The organism is Anaerotignum sp. (genome assembly GCF_031981185.1).
GTDB lineage: Bacteria > Bacillota > Clostridia > Lachnospirales > Anaerotignaceae > Chakrabartyella.
Map to the genome: position 1 here is coordinate 72,037 of NZ_DALYUL010000015.1, position 19,858 is coordinate 91,894.

The 19,858-nt window shown below is 37.1% G+C and carries 17 protein-coding genes and 1 other RNA gene; 2 read left to right on the top strand and 16 right to left on the bottom strand.

Annotated elements, in window-relative coordinates:
- Window positions 1-35: 35 nt before the first annotated feature.
- From RTK36_RS10030 to RTK36_RS10050, 5 genes are all read right to left on the bottom strand, one after another.
- Complete coding sequence (locus tag RTK36_RS10030) at window positions 36-1,241, bottom strand: ABC transporter permease (protein WP_312046726.1); 1,206 nt, start codon at window positions 1,239-1,241, stop codon at window positions 36-38.
- Window positions 1,238-1,933 carry an ABC transporter ATP-binding protein gene (locus RTK36_RS10035; RefSeq protein ID WP_312046728.1) on the bottom strand — a complete coding sequence of 232 codons (696 nt, stop codon included), beginning with the start codon at window positions 1,931-1,933 and terminating at the stop codon, window positions 1,238-1,240. Before RTK36_RS10035 ends, RTK36_RS10030 begins: the two co-directional genes overlap by 4 nt.
- Before the next feature lie 10 nt (window positions 1,934-1,943).
- The gene (locus RTK36_RS10040) at window positions 1,944-3,125 is read right to left on the bottom strand and encodes an efflux RND transporter periplasmic adaptor subunit (protein WP_312046730.1); all 1,182 of its coding nucleotides are present in this window, start codon (window positions 3,123-3,125) and stop codon (window positions 1,944-1,946) included.
- A gap of 218 nt (window positions 3,126-3,343) precedes the next feature.
- A complete protein-coding gene (gene nifJ / locus RTK36_RS10045; RefSeq protein WP_312046732.1) occupies window positions 3,344-6,871 on the bottom strand; it encodes a pyruvate:ferredoxin (flavodoxin) oxidoreductase in 3,528 nt (1,175 codons plus the stop codon).
- Window positions 6,872-7,546: 675 nt separating this feature from the next.
- Entirely contained in the window at window positions 7,547-8,554 is a 1,008-nt protein-coding gene (locus RTK36_RS10050; RefSeq protein WP_312046734.1) for a copper amine oxidase N-terminal domain-containing protein, read from the bottom strand.
- 461 nt (window positions 8,555-9,015) lie between these two features.
- Here RTK36_RS10050 and smpB point away from each other — a divergent pair, with 461 nt between their 5' ends.
- Together smpB and ssrA are read left to right on the top strand one after the other, a co-directional pair.
- Window positions 9,016-9,489, top strand: coding sequence for an SsrA-binding protein SmpB (gene smpB, locus RTK36_RS10055; RefSeq protein WP_312046736.1), 474 nt, complete (start codon window positions 9,016-9,018; stop codon window positions 9,487-9,489).
- Between the two features lie 26 nt (window positions 9,490-9,515).
- Window positions 9,516-9,870, top strand: a transfer-messenger RNA (tmRNA) gene (ssrA, locus tag RTK36_RS10060).
- Window positions 9,871-10,582: 712 nt separating this feature from the next.
- Here ssrA and RTK36_RS10065 read toward each other — a convergent pair.
- From RTK36_RS10065 to RTK36_RS10115, 11 genes are all read right to left on the bottom strand, one after another.
- Window positions 10,583-11,242: a hypothetical protein gene (locus tag RTK36_RS10065; RefSeq protein WP_312046738.1), complete on the bottom strand. Its 660-nt coding sequence runs from the start codon at window positions 11,240-11,242 to the stop codon at window positions 10,583-10,585.
- 220 nt (window positions 11,243-11,462) lie between these two features.
- A complete protein-coding gene (locus RTK36_RS10070; protein WP_312046740.1) occupies window positions 11,463-14,315 on the bottom strand; it encodes a TrlF family AAA-like ATPase in 2,853 nt (950 codons plus the stop codon).
- 226 nt (window positions 14,316-14,541) lie between these two features.
- The gene (locus RTK36_RS10075; protein ID WP_312046742.1) at window positions 14,542-15,303 is read right to left on the bottom strand and encodes a DNA adenine methylase; all 762 of its coding nucleotides are present in this window, start codon (window positions 15,301-15,303) and stop codon (window positions 14,542-14,544) included.
- 518 nt (window positions 15,304-15,821) lie between these two features.
- Complete coding sequence (locus tag RTK36_RS10080; protein WP_312046744.1) at window positions 15,822-16,535, bottom strand: C39 family peptidase; 714 nt, start codon at window positions 16,533-16,535, stop codon at window positions 15,822-15,824.
- A complete protein-coding gene (locus RTK36_RS10085; RefSeq protein WP_312046746.1) occupies window positions 16,535-16,792 on the bottom strand; it encodes a hypothetical protein in 258 nt (85 codons plus the stop codon). The genes RTK36_RS10080 and RTK36_RS10085 overlap by 1 nt, the downstream gene beginning before the upstream one ends.
- The gene (locus tag RTK36_RS10090; protein WP_312046748.1) at window positions 16,758-17,069 is read right to left on the bottom strand and encodes a hypothetical protein; all 312 of its coding nucleotides are present in this window, start codon (window positions 17,067-17,069) and stop codon (window positions 16,758-16,760) included. The genes RTK36_RS10085 and RTK36_RS10090 overlap by 35 nt, the downstream gene beginning before the upstream one ends.
- The gene (locus RTK36_RS10095) at window positions 17,066-17,365 is read right to left on the bottom strand and encodes a hypothetical protein (RefSeq protein ID WP_312046751.1); all 300 of its coding nucleotides are present in this window, start codon (window positions 17,363-17,365) and stop codon (window positions 17,066-17,068) included. The genes RTK36_RS10090 and RTK36_RS10095 overlap by 4 nt, the downstream gene beginning before the upstream one ends.
- 64 nt (window positions 17,366-17,429) lie before the next feature.
- Window positions 17,430-17,567, bottom strand: a complete 138-nt coding sequence (locus RTK36_RS10100; protein WP_312046753.1) for an XkdX family protein — start codon at window positions 17,565-17,567, stop codon at window positions 17,430-17,432.
- A 3-nt stretch (window positions 17,568-17,570) separates the two neighbouring features.
- Complete coding sequence (locus RTK36_RS10105; protein ID WP_312046756.1) at window positions 17,571-17,936, bottom strand: hypothetical protein; 366 nt, start codon at window positions 17,934-17,936, stop codon at window positions 17,571-17,573.
- A 2-nt stretch (window positions 17,937-17,938) separates the two neighbouring features.
- Window positions 17,939-19,153 (bottom strand): hypothetical protein, encoded by a 1,215-nt coding sequence (locus RTK36_RS10110; protein ID WP_312046758.1) that lies wholly within the window; start codon window positions 19,151-19,153, stop codon window positions 17,939-17,941.
- The coding region (locus tag RTK36_RS10115; RefSeq protein WP_331655014.1) for a hypothetical protein at window positions 19,153-19,858 on the bottom strand (706 nt) is incomplete at its 5' end. The genes RTK36_RS10110 and RTK36_RS10115, both read right to left, overlap by 1 nt.

Sequence of the window (19,858 nt, forward strand, 5' to 3'; positions counted from 1 at the left end):
CAGTGTACGATTCTGCACACTGTTTTAAAGTCTTATTATTCATATCGCAATGCTTCAACTGGATCTTTTTTTGCCGCCTTATTGGCAGGGTATAAACCAAACCCCAAACCAACCACAGCGGAAAAGGCAACTGCCACACCTACAACTGTAGGCTTAACCACAACGCCTATGCCCACCATCATACCACCAATGGCAACGACGGAAATTCCCAAAATGGTACCAATTATCCCACCTGCAGCAGATATAGCCGCAGCTTCTATCAAAAACTGAATCATAATATCTTTTGTCCTTGCGCCAAGGGCCTTTCTAATACCGATTTCTCTCGTTCTTTCCGTTACGGATACCAGCATGATATTCATAATTCCGATACCACCTACTATAAGAGAAATCGCTGCAATGGCACCTACTACCGCGGAAAGGGAACCCAGCATACCATCTATGCTTTTCATTTCTTCCATTGCAGTTTGGCAGACAACATTTGCCACATCCTGGTTTTTGATTCTTGCAATATAATTAACTATCGAAGTTTGTGACTGCGTCATATTATTTTCATCTGATATGCAAAAATAAAGTTGCCATTGATGCTCATTTGGACCAATCATAACGCTTTCTGGAATAAAAGCATTGGCAAATGAGCCACGATTCATTAATTTTTTCAGAGCGGAATCCGTATTCTGAAACACACCAACAACCATAAGCTCCTCCGCCTGATTGTTAATGGTTGACTTTAGCATTTTTCCCACAACATCTTCTTTTCCGAAAATATTAACTGCCGTTGTGCTATCTATCACAACAAATTTCTTCTGATCCTGAAAATCTTTGTCGTTTAGCATACGTCCATGTATTATTTTAAGTTTCTCTAGTGCCGAAGGATTTTCTGCCAAACCAGACAGATAAACCGTTTCCTTCTTTCTTCCGGACTTCAGGTCTGTTCTAGAACTGCTGCGAAATCCAACATAACTAAGTTTTTCTCCCATTGCTTCCTTTAACTGCTTTGCATCTTCTATTGTAAACATCTGATCCTCAGAGTACATATCATCCGGAGACATTATATACAAACCCGCTAAGCCAGAGCCGAAATTTTCATATTCCTGGGCAACAACGCTACGCATGGTATCCCCCAACGAAACGATGGCAATAACGGAGCTGATACCAATAATCATGCCCAGCATAGTCAAAAAGGAACGCATTTTATTGGCACGAATAGAGAACATTGCCAATTTGATATTTTCGAATATCACCCCTCTTTCACCACCTTTTCATCGCTCACTATCTGCCCGTCTTGGAAACGGATAATCCGCTTTGTACACTGGGCAATATCTTCTTCATGGGTAACCACAACAACCGTTGCACCCTCATCGTTCAGCTTAGTGAAAAAACCCATAATTTCATGGGAAGATCGGCTATCCAAATTACCTGTTGGTTCATCGGCAAGGATCAAAGCAGGATCATTGGCCAGCGCTCTGGCAATGGCCACTCTTTGCTTTTGACCGCCGGAAAGCTCATTGGGTAAATGATGCACACGACCTTCCAGTCCAACCTTATGTAACAAATCCTCTGCCTTTGTTCTTCTTGCCTCAGCTTTTATTCCTCCGTATATCATAGGAATTTCTACGTTTTTCAAGGCTGATGTTCTGGGAATTAACTGGAATGCCTGAAATACAAAACCAATTTTTTTATTTCTGATTGTAGAAAGATCATCCTCGCTTTGTTTCATAATAGGAATGCCATCCAATAAATAGGCTCCTTGAAAATTTCTGTCCATACAACCTAAAATATTCATTAGGGTAGATTTACCCGAACCGGATTGCCCCATAATTGCCACATACTCGCCCTCTTCAATGGTGAGGGAGACATTTTGCAATGCATGTACTTGAATCGCACCTGTATCATAAATCTTGTTTAGTTCTTCAATTTTAATTACTTCCTTCATCCTGCACCTCCTACTGAGGGATAACGGTCATTCCTTCCGTCAGCGCAAGGCTGGGGCTCAGAACAATCTGCTGTCCTTCGGTTAATCCATCTCCCTGCACTTCAACCAGCAGGTCTGTCTCTAGCCCGATTTTTACAGGTATGATTTTAATTGTACTATCCTCTTTCACAACATAAACGACTGTAGAACCATCCTCAAGTTCACTCACAGCCTCATAAGGAACAGTTAAAACCTGCTCCGACTTAGCAATATGGATGGTAGCCTTAGCAGTAATACCGGCTATCAGCTTCTCATTCGTGCCAATAACCTCTATGTAAACAGGAACTACTCTTTCAGTGGAATTTGCATCCTTATTTTCACCAGTAGGAGAGATACGGGATACAACGCCCTCTACATTTTCACCGTTTAAAATATCTGCTGTAATATCAACCTTCTGTCCAAGCTTAACCTTCGCAATATCCGTTTCTTTTACCAAAACCTTCATTTGCAGGTTATCTATATTCTCAATTTCAAACATTGGCTTGTCATTCTCTGTATCATTGGCAAATCGTCCAACCTTTGTATTCACGCGAGTAATGGTACCGTCAATCATACTGGTAATTCTACAATCCTTTAAGGTATCTGCTTCAACACTAACCTTTCGAACCATATTGTCCAATGATTGTTTTTCAGAATCTGTTAAAACAGCTACGCCATTTACAGATTCGATATCATCCAGTTTTCTTTTTGCTTCATCCACTTCACTTTGGCTGGCTGCATCAACATCAAACAAAGCCTTTAAGTCATCGTAATCTTTTTTCAGCTTGTCATATTCCACCTGTCTTTTATCAAGTGTTTCTTTTTGCTGTAATTGTAATAAAGATAATTCCCCTTTGCTTAAACTCATCTGCTTCACAAGATCAGAGCTATCCAAAACAGCCAACAGCTGCCCTTTCTTCACTTTGTCGCCTTCCTTGACCAATAGTTGCTTTACTTCATATCGTAACTTTGATACGACTTCCGTACTTTCCGTGCCTTCTAAAACAGCTTTTAACTTCAAAACTTCTTCTATATCTTGTTTCTCTACAAGAGAGGTGCTAACCATAGTGCCTTCGGGGGTTTTATTCCCTCCAAATGCAACCTTTGCTCCAACTGCTACTACAATTAAGCCTGCAACAGCTATTAGTATTTTCTTTTTTTTAGATAAAGCCATGTAATTGCCTCCTCAGTTTTTCTTATAACCTTTATTATAGAAGATAAATTCTAAGAAGTCTCTCCATATTTCTTAATATTCTTTTAATTTATAAATTTTTCCAATAAAAGTGAAATATTTTTTCCTAAATGATAACAAACAGTGTTTTTCTACTACAATTTTGTAAAAAAAAAAGCGGGAAGCAATGCTTCCCGCTTAAAGTCTAACTTATTTTAGAATTACTGGTTTGCCAATCTCTTGTAGTTTTCCAGTCTTTCTTTTGCATTTTTCTCAGATTCCACGAAGAGAGCTTCCGCTGCTTCAGGGAATGTTCTCTGCAAGGAGCTGTAACGAACTTCATTTAACAAGAAGTCCTTGAAGCTTGCTGTAGGTTCCTTAGAATCCAATGTGAATGGATTCTTTCCTTCTTCTTTCAAAGTAGGATTGAATCTGTACATATGCCAGTAACCAGCTTCAACAGCACGCTTGATTTCAGTCTGAGCACCACTCATGCCACCCTTCATACCATGGTTGATACAAGGAGCGTAAGCGATAATCAAGGAAGGACCATCATATTTTTCTGCTTCCATCATAGCCTTAACTACCTGATTCTTATCAGCGCCCATAGCTACCTGAGCAACGTATACATAACCATAGCTCATAGCCATCATACCAAGGTCTTTCTTCTTAATTTTCTTACCGGATGCAGCAAACTGTGCAACTGCACCAACAGGTGTAGCCTTAGAAGCCTGACCGCCAGTATTGGAGTAAACTTCGGTATCGAATACGAATACGTTTACGTCTTCGCCGGAAGCCAATACATGGTCTAAACCGCCGTAACCGATATCGTAAGCCCAACCGTCACCACCAAAGATCCACTGAGATTTCTTAGCCAGCTGGTCTTTGTTTTCAAGCACATAAGCAATGACTGTCTTAACTTCTGCGTCAGCGCCCTTGTAAGCTTCTAATGCAGCAACCAAAGCGTCAGAAGCAGCTCTGGACTTTTCGCCATCCTTCATTGTTGCAATCCATTCATCAGCAACTGCTGCAAAGGAAGCATCCAAAGATATCAAAGTTTCAAGTCTGCCTTTGATGCCTTCTCTCATCTGCTTAACTGCTGTAGCCATACCTAAACCATACTCAGCGTTATCTTCAAACAGAGAGTTTGCCCAAGCAGGACCACGGCCGTCTTTATTTGTTGTATAAGGCATAGAAGGTGCAGAACCACCCCAGATAGAGGAGCAGCCTGTTGCATTTGCAACATACATTCTATCACCAAATAACTGTGTAACCAATTTTGCATAAGGTGTTTCACCACAGCCTGCACAAGCGCCGGAGAACTCAAGCAAAGGCTGTTCAAACTGGCTGCCCTTTACAGACTGTTTACCCATAGGGTTAGCCTTAGGGGATACTTCTTCAATTGCGAAATCCCAGTTTGCAATTTCAGCTTCCTGTGTAGCCATAGGCTGCATTACCAAAGCTTTCTTAGGAGCAGGGCAAACTACAGCACAGCTGCCGCAACCCATACAATCCAAAGGAGAAACCTGCATTCTGAATTTCAATTCGCCAAAGCCTGCACCCTTAGCAGCAACTGCTGTAAAGCCTGTAGGTGCCTTTGCCAATTCTGCATCAGTAACCAATACAGGTCTGATTGTAGCATGAGGACATACAAAAGAGCACTGGTTACACTGGATACAGTTTTCAGGAATCCATTCAGGAACATCAACTGCAACACCGCGTTTTTCATAAGCAGCTGTACCGCAAGGGAATGTACCATCTTCTCTACCGGAGAAAGCGGAAACTGGCAGACTGTCACCTTCCTGAGCATTCATAGGATGAACAATGTTTTTAACGAAATCAGGTGCTTTTCTTGCTTCTTTTGCTTCTGCATCAACAGCATTTGCCCAATCAGCAGGAATTTCAACCTTTACCATGCCTTCTACGCCTTTATCAACAGCAGCGTAGTTCATGTTCAAGATTGTGTCGCCCTTCTTACCGTAGGACTTCTTAATTGCACTCTTCATGTATTCAACAGCTTGTTCGATCGGAATGATGTTTGCAAGCTTGAAGAAAGAGGACTGAAGAACAGTGTTAACCCTGTTACCCAAACCGATTTCCTTAGCAATTGCAGTACCATCAATAATATAGAAGTTCGCTTTCTTTTCAGCCAACTGTCTCTTTAATTTTGCAGGAAGCTTTTCGCTCAATTCTTCCTTGCTCCATTCAGTATTCAATAAGAATGTACCACCATCGTTCAATTCTGTAACCATGTCATACAGATTTACATATTCCTGCTTATGGCAAGCTACGAAGTCAGCTGTCTTAACCAAGTATGTGGAACGAATAGGCTTCTTGCCAAAGCGTAAGTGAGATTGTGTAATACCACCGGATTTTTTGGAGTCATAGCTGAAGTAAGCCTGCGCGTACATATCTGTATGATCACCAATAATCTTGATGGAGTTTTTGTTTGCACCAACAGTACCGTCAGCACCAAGACCCCAGAATTTACAGCTGATTGTGCCATCGCCTTCTGTTACGCTGATTTCCTTACCAACTTCTAAGGAGTGTCCTGTCACGTCGTCTTTGATACCGATTGTGAAGTGGTTCTTAGGTTTGTCCTGAGACAAGTTTGCGTAAACAGCAATAAACTGTGCAGGTGTAACGTCCTTGGAACCTAAACCATAACGTCCGCCAACAACAACAGGAGCCTGATCTGCTTCAAACATTGCTGTACAAACATCCATGTACAAAGGTTCGCCCTGAGAGCCGGGTTCTTTTGTTCTATCCAAAACAGCAATTTTCTTAACTGTCTTAGGAAGAACTTCCAATAATTTAGCAGCAACGAAAGGTCTGAACAGGTGAACCTTAACCAAACCAACTTTTTCGCCTTGTGCTGCCATGTGATCAATTGTTTCTTCGATTGCTTCACAAGCAGAACCCATTGCTATAATAACTCTATCTGCATCGGGAGCACCATAGTAGTTAAATAACTTGTAATCTCTGCCTGTAATTCTGTTGATCTCGCCCAAATATTCTTCTACAACTGCAGGAAGTGCGTCATAGAACTTATTTGCAGCTTCACGAGCCTGGAAGTAGATATCAGGATTCTGAGCTGTACCTCTGATTACAGGGTGCTCAGGGTTCAAAGCGTTTCTCTTGAATGCATTTACAGCATCCATATCAACGATTTTTGCCAATTCATCATAGTCCACGCATTCGATTTTCTGAATTTCATGGCTGGTTCTGAAACCATCAAAGAAATGCAGGAAAGGAACTCTGCCTTTGATTGCAGCTAAATGCGCAACACATCCCAAGTCCATAACTTCCTGAACACTGTTGGATGCAAGCATCGCAAAGCCTGTCTGGCGGCAAGCCATAACGTCAGAGTGATCACCGAAGATGGATAACGCCTGTGCAGCCAAAGCACGAGCTGTTACATGGAATACGCCGGGAAGTAATTCACCGGAGATCTTGTACATATTGGGAATCATTAACAACAGACCCTGAGATGCAGTGTATGTTGTTGTCAACGCACCTGCTGCCAAAGAGCCGTGTACAGTACCGGAAGCGCCTGCTTCAGACTGCATTTCTACAACCTTTACAGTTTGGCCAAAAAGATTCTTTTTGCCATTCGCCGCCCAATCGTCTGTTTTTTCAGCCATTGGAGAAGATGGTGTGATGGGGAAAATGCCAGCTACTTCAGTAAACGCATAGGAAGCGTATGCAGCAGCTTCGTTACCGTCCATTGTTTTCATTACTTTAGACATTCGTACTTCCTCCTTACAAATTATAAATATAGTCTGTTTTTGCCTTGGAAAACCAGTCTGCCGTTCTCAGAACAAGTTCCCACCGTTTCTTTAAGAAATGGCAGATATTTGTCACATTGATTGTCAGACAATTATCAATCTCCAGTTCCATAAAAACGGTTGTTTTTTTACTCGTTCATTATACAATCAAACCTTTGTCTTTTCAACTATTAAAATAATTTTCAGCGTTATGTTTCTAACAAAAGCTTTTTTGGCGTCTTTGCTTAATACATTCTACCAAAAAAAAATTTATTTATGCATTTTTCCAAAAAAGTGAAGATTTCCAGCCTTTTTTATGTCAGACAAGACTTTTTATATTTCACTTATCACAACAAAGAAAACGTCGAAATTGCATTAGATTGATAATGTAATGTCAATAATTTTTTTTTATTTTTTTCATTTATAATTTTAATTGATTCAATAACATGATTTTGCATATCTTGAGTTTCGAAATATAAAATTTGAATTCGATTTACTTAATAATTGTCATATTTTAGGACTTATTATCATTTCTTGTAGTTTAATTTCTAACTGTTTGATTTTAACCTTGAATTTTTACAATTATTATTCCCATACTTTTTTCTGTGTAATCAACTTATAGGAAGAATTAATAAATAAAATTTCGTTCTACTTTGCTTAACCAAATATGAAATCCGCATATTTTGTCTGCCATTGTCCTTTTAATATGTCACCATTCCCAGGTAATACTACGACAGTCGGCTCCTCGTTCTCAGTTTCAATCAATGCAAGGTCTTTCTCCTCAGTTATATAAAAAAGTTGGTTCTCTGTAAATGGAACCTGTTCCTTAAGATTTTCAATACCTTTTTCAGTAAGCATGTCCGTCAATAATTTAGTTTTTTGTTCCCTTAAGTCAATATTTATTGTTTTATAAATAGATTGTTCTCCCTTTTCGCCTCTCCAATAAAGAGAAATAAATTCCCCGTTTACCAAACCTTTTTCCAATTGAAGGTGAAAGTTTCCGTCCCCTTCATCCAACATAAATTCGTCGGCCAATCCTTGGATCTCCTGCACAATCTCTTTATTCAATCCTTTTTCATAGCTACCATCATTTAAGCCCATAATAACTGGAATTTCTAAATTGTACTCTTTCCCTTGACTTTTCCCAACTAAAAAATCAGATTCAATAATGGGTATAAGTCCTTCCTTAGACTTCAAGGAAATTTGTTTCTTAGCACTATCCCATCGAACCTCTGTTGAGAAGAAATCAGAGATTATAGATGCTTCTCCATAAAGACACCCATTTATGGACTGTGGTGGGGTATGTAGTTTGATATGGTATCCGCACATTTGAGCACTGCTATTACCTGCCTCAAGCAATAGTTTCTTTCCTTTGTACATTAATGCCACATTTTTTGTTGTCTTATCCCAAGTAACAGTTCCGCCTAATCCTTGCGCAACATTTCTTATAGGTAAAAGCAGTACATCCTCTTCATCATAATATAGGGGGATATTGCTCCCTTCATTATAAATATTTGTTTGTTCTTGAGCAGTGATTTCTTGTTGAGGCTTCGAAACCTCCATTTCCAGCTCCCTTGCTTCAGTAAGACGCATGGACAACCTTATTGCACCGCATATCATAGCAGCGGAAACACATATAATAACAGCAGTCTTTTTCACATACATAACTTCTCTTCATTCCCTCTCATCTTAATTCAAACATTCTTCCTATTTTAATGGTAGTCTTATTTGCACTCTGAGTATTACTATTCAAATGTTCTCTTAGATTTCATTCTCTGTGTAAGGTTGATCCTCACACTCCATTGAATTTCCACCTTTAATAAGTCTCGCCTACGGGGGAAAAAGCACTAGATAACCTCTTTAATAGGTCGTAATTATTTAAAACCTCTATTACGAAGATATACTCGGACTATTATATTTCTTTTTTTAACAAAAAGGAAGATTTTTAATTTTATTTTAAGAAATGATATAATTTTTGTATATTTAAATGAATTGTGACACAAAATTTCCATGATTACTAAATTTTGTAATATGATTGTCATTTGCCTTTTTCACAAATATATGATATCATGCTTTTGAGAGATTTCTCACAAAAGTATTGATTCGAGAAGAGAGCAGGTTTTTTTATGGCAAAAGGAAACGGTACAAAGCTTATTGCTCAAAATAAAAAAGCATATCACGATTACTTCATTGAAGAAGTATTTCAAGCCGGTATCTCTTTGGTAGGTACAGAGGTTAAAAGTCTGCGTGCTGGTAAATGCAGCTTAAAAGAAAGCTTTATTCGCATTGAAAATGAAGAGGCTTTAATTTACAACATGCATATTAGCCCTTATGAGCAGGGAAATATTTTTAATAAAGATCCTCTGCGGGTGAGACGTCTTTTACTTCATAAAGATCAAATACGAAAGATTTCTCAAGAAAGTAAAGTAGCAGGATATACCATTGTGCCTCTTAAGGTATATCTTGATCGTAGTCTGGTTAAAATTGATATAGCTTTAGCAAAAGGTAAAAAACTCTATGACAAAAGAGACACCATTTCAAAAAATGATCAAAAACGTCAGGCCGAAAAAGAATTTAAGATACGCAATCTAACCTTATAATCTGTATTAGACCTATTTTATAATACGGGGATGTAATGGTTTCGACGGGAGTCTTGAAAATAGGGATAGCCATCCGCAGGCCGGTTAACTGCGTCATCAAGCCGGAAACTTTTAAAAAGAAAAGACAATAATAATTTAGCAATCGCTGCCTAATTGCGGCAGCCGTCGGCCTTTGATCACTCGCTGTCAAAGAACCCGGCGTCGAAAGGCGAGGCACTTTTTCGCTTAAGCTTTGCGGCGTAAAAAGACTTATGAAGCTACCAAGGGGTATAGCCTGTCAATCGGCGATATTCTAAGGGAATGTTAAAAGACTGACTGTGATGGGAGAAGTTCTTATGGATGGGTTTTCGGACAGGGGTTCGATTCCCCTCATCTCCATTCTTTTCTAGGTATTAAACAAAGCCTAGAAACTGGGGAAAACGCTGAAATATCAGCACTTTGAAGCATTTTAGTAAATGCGTTCTGTGATACAAAAAGTTGCTCTGTGACATAAAAAACGGCTCAAAAAAGCCCAAATATGTCACGAAATATGTCATGAAAACGGTAAAACAACCTCTTTTATAAGGGGTTGTTTTTGTTTAGCATGACTTTAAATTAAGACTCATATGTTTAGTATTTGTTTTTATTTTTCAACATTTTGCTGTTATATCAATGTTTACTTGAATAGCTCTGGCACTAAAAGCATCCGCCTAAGAAGTTCATTCTGTTCAAAAGACTTCATACAAAAGTATAATATCAGTGCAAGCAAAAGGTAAATTATGATTAAATGATATTTTATATATTTAGGATTCATAGGCATACCTCCGTTCAAATGTGTTTAGCGTCAAAATCGAAGTAATAGTACCAAATTGTGAAAAATCACTTGAAAATGTATATCAGCTCATGCCAGTTTAGTTGTATAAAAACGGTAAGAAGATATGGTTTCTTTTATCGATTCTGATAAATTACTTAGTCAACATAATACTAATTGCAGGATAGTAAGACTTCAATATAACCTTCTTTTAAATAACGTCCCATTATAAACATAATGGGAAACTCTCTTGGGTATTTAATTTATTGCCATATAAACCATTTAATTTTTTTCACAATCATTTTAATTTTCAAAAATAACTGATTCATTATTAATTTTGAAAATATCATTACTCTCTGGATAATTTATTTTCCTTAACAAATATACACCTAAAATTCTAGCCGAATAATACGCAGTAATTGCTTCATATGCATTAAAAAGTCTCTCCCTTGATTCATCTTGATTGACTTCATGTTTAGAAAGATTATATATTTTCACATAATTTTCAAGAGCAAAAATTATATCAACATCTATAATATTTAACCTTTTAATTAACTGTATTGCTTTTCCTAATGTAGAATTATGAAATCGTAATTTACCTAATACTTTGTAAGTCTTTAATACCAATCTGCAGACTTCCTCTAAGTGCATACCGCAATTTTGAACTATATATCTACCATGCATTCTAATGTCACATATATCAATATCAGAGCGAACATATTGTAACGGTCTATATAAAGATCTTTTTATACCCCCTGGAAATGGATTTTTAACTGGATCCGCTGGCATTGCATATGCACCTATTCCACCAATTTTTTGGTCTGCAATCCAAAGGCTATCTGTTTGATATTTTTCTTTTGCTTGTTTAACTTCAAATAATATAAAATTGTTAATACATTTTTGTATATCATTGTCTAATACATGGTTAAATAAGTATATTAATGGCTGATGTGTCAGTTCCACTTATATCACCCCTAAAACAAACAATATTAATATTAATTTATTATTTTCCTCTCTATGCCAAGAGACTTTTTATGGCTACCCTCGATACCCCAAATTAAATTACAAAACTTATTTAAAAAGACAAAACATATCTTATTATTTTGCACTTTTTAAACATAATATGTAATTTAATTTATTCATATTATTGCATTATAGATAAATAATTAAGTTAGTATATCTATTAAAATCCGTATTTGTCCTTTCTTAAACGAAATGCTTTCTCTCCACCTTCCATAACCGATGTAATCTCAGCTTTAATAATTTTTGAGTCAATTGCACCCTCAGCTTTAATCTGTCCTCGTGTCTGATTTTCTGACTCAAGATAATCACAACAAATTACAAGTTCCGCATCTCCATTTACCACAATGTTTGCATTGTGACTTGTAAATATGATTTGCCGTCTTTTTTTGGCATCCCAAATGTTATTAATTATATCTCTAATTGCTCTATTATCTATATCGTCCTCAGGTTGGTCAATCACCAAAGGATTCCCAGGTTGATTCAATAATACCGTCAATAACGCCGTCGCCTGTTGTCCGGCAGAAGCATCTGAAAATGGAATTGTATCACCCATCAAATTATTTGTTGAATATTTAAAATCAGGAGTGAATTCAACTACCACCAATGCAAGATCTAACCATTTTTCAGGGGTTAACATAGATGCTATTTTTTCAACATGATTTTGGCTAAAGTCACATTGAGTTAATATTGGTGTAACTGGCATTTCAAATGTTGATTCTTCTGTAATTTTTATCTCTGCAAGAGCCTTAAACTCATTTAATACTTTATTCCAAGTAGTTAATGAATTTTCACTATTCTTGATATAATCACAAAGGACCTGTAACTTATCGTCACGTATTCTTGTCCCTTGTAATGCAAGTGTAATCTGTTCTTTGATTTTTGATATATCAAGATTATTTGAATACTCAGCTTTAATGCCACCCTTAGAAAGCGTAGTAAGATTCTGAGATTGTTCGACTAAGAGATTTAACTTCTGTTGATGAATTTCAAACCAATCATCTCTCAGCTTATTAAACTCTTCTTCTGGATTTCCTATATCTTTTAAGACAGCAGTTCTGGTTGTAACATCTGCCGACAATTCTTGAAGCCGTTTTTCAACTTTTTGAATTTCATTAAGTTGACTTCGATTGGCAGAAGCATTATTCTTTGCTGCCTCATACTGTATTTGAAATTCTGCTTTTCTTTTTCCCCATTCTGAGATTAGATCAGCCAGTTTTTGCTGATTTTCTTCTTTACATAAGTTTTGAAGTTGCAAGGCTAGATCTTTGATTTTTGCAAAGATCTCCGTTCTTTCCTTATCAATTGATTCAAACAATGGAGTATTTATCAATGGTTGTTCTAAATCAAAAGGTTCCGGATATTTTGTCAATGATTTTATTAATTCGGAAACACGATCAGAAATAGTTGAAAACTCCGATTTTGCTTGATTAATCAAGTTTTGTTCGTTGTCATAGGGCTGCTTAATAGCAATAATTTTTTGATCGTATTCAGAAATCCCTTTCAGTGAAACACGCAAATTGCTTACCTGATCTTTTAAAGATCTTATCTGCAAATCAAGTTGATCTTTTTCTTTTTTCATATCCTTTTTTCTTAGATACTCGCTGTAGGTACTTCTGGTCTTCTTTGCGTTATCAATTAATTGAAAAGACAAATTTCCGAGCTGATCAACTATAGGTTGTTGAATAAATCTTTTCAACTCGTCTGTTCTGACACCTACATTGCTTAACTGTTTTTGGCTATAGCCTTGAATAGGCAAAATTGTTCTGATTTGTTCTTCTTTTACCTGCTCAAAATTTCCAGATCCAATTTTTAATTGTATTCCTTTGGTCACTGAATTTCGTTTAACCACATGAATTATTCCATTCACGATAAAAGTAATACGAACCTCGCCTTCATAAGGAATCAAGGTTTTTTCCATTAAAATTTGTCGCCTTTTTTCAAGATCTGATTTTGTTTCTATATCTTCTAACAGATCTGTTTGATCACACAGTCCCCATCTCAAATATTCAAGAATAGTGGATTTACCAGTTCCACGACCACCAATTAAAGCATTGTACTGGTTGTTAAATTCGACAACAAAGGAACCCATAAATTTACTATTTGTCACTTCGAGTCTTGATATAAAAATCTGTGGAAGTTCTGGTGACTCTTGACTAATCCTTGATTCACGTGCAAGGCATGCTTGCCTTAGCGCTTCTGCTGTTGGTTCTTCCCACTTGACCCATGTACTATAATGGCCAAATAATCTTCCATCTTGGTATCTATTATCCGATGTTGAAACAACTCCGATTGCTTTGTTACCATAATTGTGATCGCCACCATTTAATTTATTTAAGTAGCCGGAATCTGTTGATATTTCCTTATCAACATACCCTCCTACACATGGCATCTTACTATAATGTTCATTAAACCCTTGTCTAAGAATCGTAAATTGTCCAGACTTATTAACATTAGGGAAAATTATATATCTCCCTTTACAATATCCTAATTCATCCAATCTCTTGTGTAATTTTTCTAAGTTTTGGTTAATTTCTTCAGAAATCCGACAAACCTGAGCATGACTTTTTTCGTATTCATTATTTGGATTAAGCCCCAAAAAATTAACAACCGAATCCAAATCACTATCGGGAAAGTCTGCATCAAAAATTATCAAACACTGACACGCTGGATTAGATAAAGTAAGTTCCATACCTGGGAATACAGTTATACATTTATCATATTGTTGCGCCTCAATAAATTCTCTATTTCTTTCTTCAGCGACTTTTCTAATAATTTTTGCAAATACAACATCATGATGATCTGTAATTGCAATTGCATCTAGACCATTTTCTCTAGCTTTTTCAAGATAATCATTAGCAAAACGGTATCTTTCTTGCATTATCTCATCTTTTTGTTGATCGATTAGCAAAGCAATCTCATCTGGAGTTATTCCATATTTTTCACCACCCCAATTTAAGTCACGAGGTGTATGTACCTGAAAATCGCAGTTAAAAAAATGTGCACCTTTATCCATAATAAACGACCTTTCTTGCTTGATTTCAACTTCCCGTTATTGCTAATACGCGAATTTAACTGTGCTTTTAAACGTTAAATAATATTTGTAATTATTATAACTCATTGTTCAAAATATTTCCACAAATACAAAAAAATGCTACAATCGGCTTTAATATCACCAATTGTAGCATTTTTCGCATCACTATAGTATTTTTATTAAGACATATACTCAATCATATATTAAATCAGAAGTTTCTGATAATTAATTCTTTGTATGTACTACCCAAATTCCCCATTGCCATTTTTAAATTATGAGACCGCTCAACTTCTTCAATTACAAAATCCTTATAAATCTCTCTGATAAATTCATCATCATTATATGATAAAACAAATTTCCCTTTAATACCTCTTAGTGTATCCCGCAACAACACGTGCATTTCTTCCCCAAAACCATCCTCTCCGGTATCATAATATTTTTCTGTATTATGATAAGGTGGATCACAATAAAAGAGGGTGCTCGCTCCGTCCTGGGCAGGAATCAACTTTGCAAAACTTTTATTTTCAATTAACACACCATCAAGCCGTCTTTTTACCTGCAGTAAAGCATCCATATCAATAGTATTTCTAGCTCTACACCCAAAGGAACGCACCGTGGCACCATAAGACAGTTTTATCAAATATAAATATCTGGCCGCTCTCTGGATCTCCGTCATTTGACTAACATCTGCCATCTTGTATCTTTCAAATACTTCTCTTGAGCTTACTGTTAGATCAAGCTCTTTTGCCACTGCTTCAGGATGATATTTCACATTCCGAAACAAATTCACCAATTCAGAATTTACGTCATTATAAACCTCTTTTTCTGCGTGTTTATCTTTATAGAATAATACCCATCCGGCGCCACCGAATACTTCCACATATTTCTTAACGCCTTCTTCCGGAAATCTATTCACGATTTCCTTTCTTAATAATTTCTTACCGCCTACCCATGCTATAAAACTATCCATTTTACCTCCTATAAATTTTTTCACTTCTAAACTCATATTACTTATTTAAAGCCCCTCGAATTGAGGGGCTGTTTTTTTACTTAAAGAATTGATTTTTTAGTTGTTTTGCTAAGCAACATGAATGTATTCAACTCTCATCAATTTTAACAATGCATTTACTAACTTTGTAAATTATATTATACTTATGGAACTGAGTGCTGAAAATTTAAACAACAGGAAGAAGCTGATTTACATTGAAAAATTTTTCATTTGAACAGTCAAAAAAATACAGAACCCTAGGTTTTTTGTTTGCATTCTTGGCAGTTACCTATCGGGCAATTTTTGCCGACATTTGGGGTGCTATTATCATTCTGGCGATTTCGCTTTATTGCGATTTTCAATATAAATGTCCACATTGTAATAAAACACTTGACTTTAGGGCTAATCCTGAAAGCCTTGAATACTGTCCACGTTGTGGCAAAAAACTAAATACTTCTCATGATTAATAAAGAAAGCCCTTAAAGGACTTTTATTTATTATTATTTCTTCTTATCAAGATACCTTGTAACCAAAGCCATTGTACGAACCATATCATCCGTGAGATCCATCTTGTTTTTATCCGAGAAGCACCCTGTATCCTGCATATCTTTCACCATAGGTTTTGCCCAGTTTGGTACTTCGTTTAATGTATTATATCTTTTCATATCCTCATCCTCCTTAAATTCATCCGGCACCTTTACCACCCAATAAAACTTCACCTGACTTTTGAATAAATTGTAATCTGCATTTGTCTGCGCTGGTTTATCGGACCAGGGATCATTGATTTGCACTTTCCTCCCGTCCATGCCATACCATAATACATAATGGCCACTGGTTGTCCAATTCCCCTTGCCCATGCAAGCGATAGCCAAATCACCACGCCCAATGGCTTCCTTTGCCAAGTCGTGATACTTTGAACTAGGAGAGCCATAAATATTGGCGCTATTCAGCATGGTAATATCAATACCATACGCCGCTCCCTGGGGCTTGAAATAGGAATAATATGTACCCTGTCCTTTGGCCTTATATCCACGCTTTTTTGACCATTCCGCTGTTGTAACAGGAGTAACATTCTTGTCGGCCAGCGTTGCAATGACCATAGCGGCACAAGTAATACCGCACCCCTCTGCCTTAATCGTAGTCTTTTCATCCGGTGCAGAATAATCATGACTGGCCCATTTCGGATCACTCTGCATATATAAAACTGGTTTCATTATTCCTCACCTCCGCTATTTTTCTGATACTGGGTACCAAAGTAAAAGGCAATGACCACACTAAATATGGTTAAAAACTGTTCTCCGCTAATTCGTCCAACAATGGCCAAATAAGTGAATACCACCGTCAGCAAAATTGTAACGATAGATTTCACTGTCAAAAGATTCTGTATGGTTACCTTTGTGCTGCTTTCTCTTAAAACTGCTACCCCTTGTACTAACTCATCCTGCACTTTGCTCGTTTCGTTTTCTTTCATTCTTCAGTTCCTCCCTTCTCAATCTTCTTTCCTGCCGCTTCTCCGCTTGCTTGTCCTGCCTATCTGCCCAACGGTTGAATATGGTCATAACGCCACAAATACCCAGCTCCGTACCAAATACCGTTAAGGCATTCCCTACGATAGTGGAAACGTCCACCCCGAAGAAAGCCAAAACCATGCCAGCAACCACCACCGCTACACAAAAAAGCAAAGACAATACCACAATGGTTGTCATAGTATCATCATTAATCCGCAGACGTCTGCGTTTTTCCTTCACGGCAACCGCCCCCCAGAAAGGAAATACCCGACCACCGCACCCACTACAACAGTAATTGCTTTTTCAACTACACTTTCCCATCTCTTAGCTGGTTTTTCCACTAATTTGTCTACGTTGAGTTCAATTCTGTCAACCTTTTCATTTGTATGTTTCTGCTCATTTTGCATAACAGATACAGCTTCAGTTAGCTTTTCAAGATTCTCTTGTCTTTCTTCAATTTTATCAATTCTCTTTGTATTGCTCTTTTCACGAGAATCTATCTCTGAAATTCTTACTGCCATTTCTTCTTGGTTCATTGCATCAGCTCCTAGTTAAAAATAAAAGAGCTGTATATATTACAGCCCTTAGTTAATATTTGAATTAAACTCCTACATAATCCTGCCCCGTAATTTCTTTAAACTCATCTGAGCTAATCTTACCACTTTTAACGAACACACCTACATTCTCATATGTATAAATTCTTAAATCAAAATACCGCTTTACAATTTTATAAATCATATTTTATACCCCCTGTTGATTCAGAAGTAACTCTGCTAATACCGCATCAATTTCTGTCTGTTTGCTGATAATTTCTTGTTGATTAATCAAAGTTGCTGCCTGAGCTTCTATGATAATAAGTTCACCTTCTGTTGGTTGGTAGTTCTCTAAAAATGGTTCAGGATAAGAATTAAAATCAGGGATATATATACTCTCAACCCAAACAACCTCAAGTTTATTCTCTTCCAGATTTGCAACATAGTAACTGCCATAGCCCTCTCTGTCCTCAATCGGAGGTAAGCTTTCCACTGCTACATACTTTCCTACATCTGCTGGCATTAAATATTGCGAATCATAAAGCATTCTTCCATCTTCAAATACATAAATCATAGTTACTCCACCCTCTCATACTCTCCACTCACTGTAAACGCTATATCTATATACTTTTGGACTCTCTTTATCCCAACAAAATAATACAAAGCATTGTCATAGCTTGGGTTGTTGTCGTGGACTGCCAAACCTCCATCTGTCGAAGTAGCCTGTACACTAAAAAGCATTGTACTTGTGTCAAGAATAAGCATCTCAGTCCTAGGACTACATGTAAAAATAGCAAACCCTTTATAACAAGCCGCATACGGTATGTTGCTAAAAGACGTTGCGCTTAGTATCTCCGTGCCCAAATCAACCTTTGCGATGACTGTAAAATCTGTTTTTCTTATCTTATAAATATATCTTTTTGATGAAACAGTTGCGTAAATGTACAAGTAGTCTGAATCCATGCACTGGGTATAGCTAAAGCTTGGATTTTCTTCTGTAGATTCTCCTCCAATAGCTTGCTGAATATTAAAAGTATCTACATCTATTTTTATAAGAGAGAAACTAGTTTTTCCAATAAATCTGACACAACAGTATAAATACCCATCGCTATAACTTGCTGAGAGTATAGCTATCAATCCATTAATAGCGTAAGTTCCTATCAGTGCTAAATTGTTTGCGTTGTACTTTTTAATTGTTGGTGAGCCTCCATTTATATCATACACATAGCCTTCGCCAGCCACTACTAGAGAGTTGTTAGCCTGCACTTGCACTTTTGCAACCCTAGTGCTTAAGTCTCCTGTAAATTTTGATATTGAAATTATAGTGCCCCCATCTTGTGAAAACCCAGCGGTATAAAATACAGAGTCAGTAACTTCATCGTAAGTGATACCTATAAGTTTGCTTGTTGATGAGCCAGTGACATAATAGTTTTTATTAACGCTGTTCCCACTTGATTGTGACAAGTTATCTACACTAAGTGTGCATGGACAAAAATTAGTTGAAGAGGTTTCGTAAGGACTTAAGCAATAGATTAATCCACGAGCGCTGCTCAGCGCAATGAAAGCCCCACCGTAGGATTGTTGAAAAACTCCTTGACTGCCAGTTTGTGCCTTTAACCCATAATCCATTTTTGGGCTGTAAAAATGCCCATCATTTGCCAATATAGTTTTTGAAAAAAAGTCTAGGGGCTTTTCTTTTTCTGTACCAATAGTGCTATTTATTTTTTCTTTGAGTTTTGAATCTATATTGTCATTTATCCTTTCAATATCACTTCCGCTTAAAATTCCCATTAAATCACCTCACTAATAATTGTGTCATATCCTTCAGTTACCTTTTTGTCTATTTTCCGAATTTTCTTTTCAATGTTTAGTCCATCTTTCGTGAAGATACTAAGCGTAGTTACATAATCCTCCCCTATTTTTTCATCCACCATTTCAGCTACTTTCGTGCCTGTCAATGAGTATTTAAGGGTATTGATGTATTTGCCATCAACTTTTCTTTCTTGCATGGTACAACCAACAAAGGAAAATAAATTATTTATATCAAAGGTCTGTAACTTAGATATATCACCTTGTACTTTGTCAAACCACGCTTGAATAACAGCTTGACGGGCATCAAACTCATTTTGCTGTGTATCGCTTTGTGTTTCCCAACCCTCCTGCTGAGTTGACATTTGTGTTTCCCAATCTGCTTTTTGTTGTGCTTTCGTAGCGTTCCATTCAGCAATCTTTTGATTGAGATAGGTTTCATATTGCTTGAAAATTTCTGTTGTATCCACTGTATCCACAACAGCATGAACTATTCCACAAACTGTACTATCTAACTTTTTAGATGTAATCTCAGCTTGTGTAATTCTTTGTGTGCCACTCTTAACAAGAATGATAGCTAATTGCAATTCATAAATATCAGCATTCCTAACCACTCCTTGCGGCTGTGGGTTAGCACTAGCCACCCCCTCTTTATAGATTGCTTTCATTGCCCTTGTGGTTGCATTC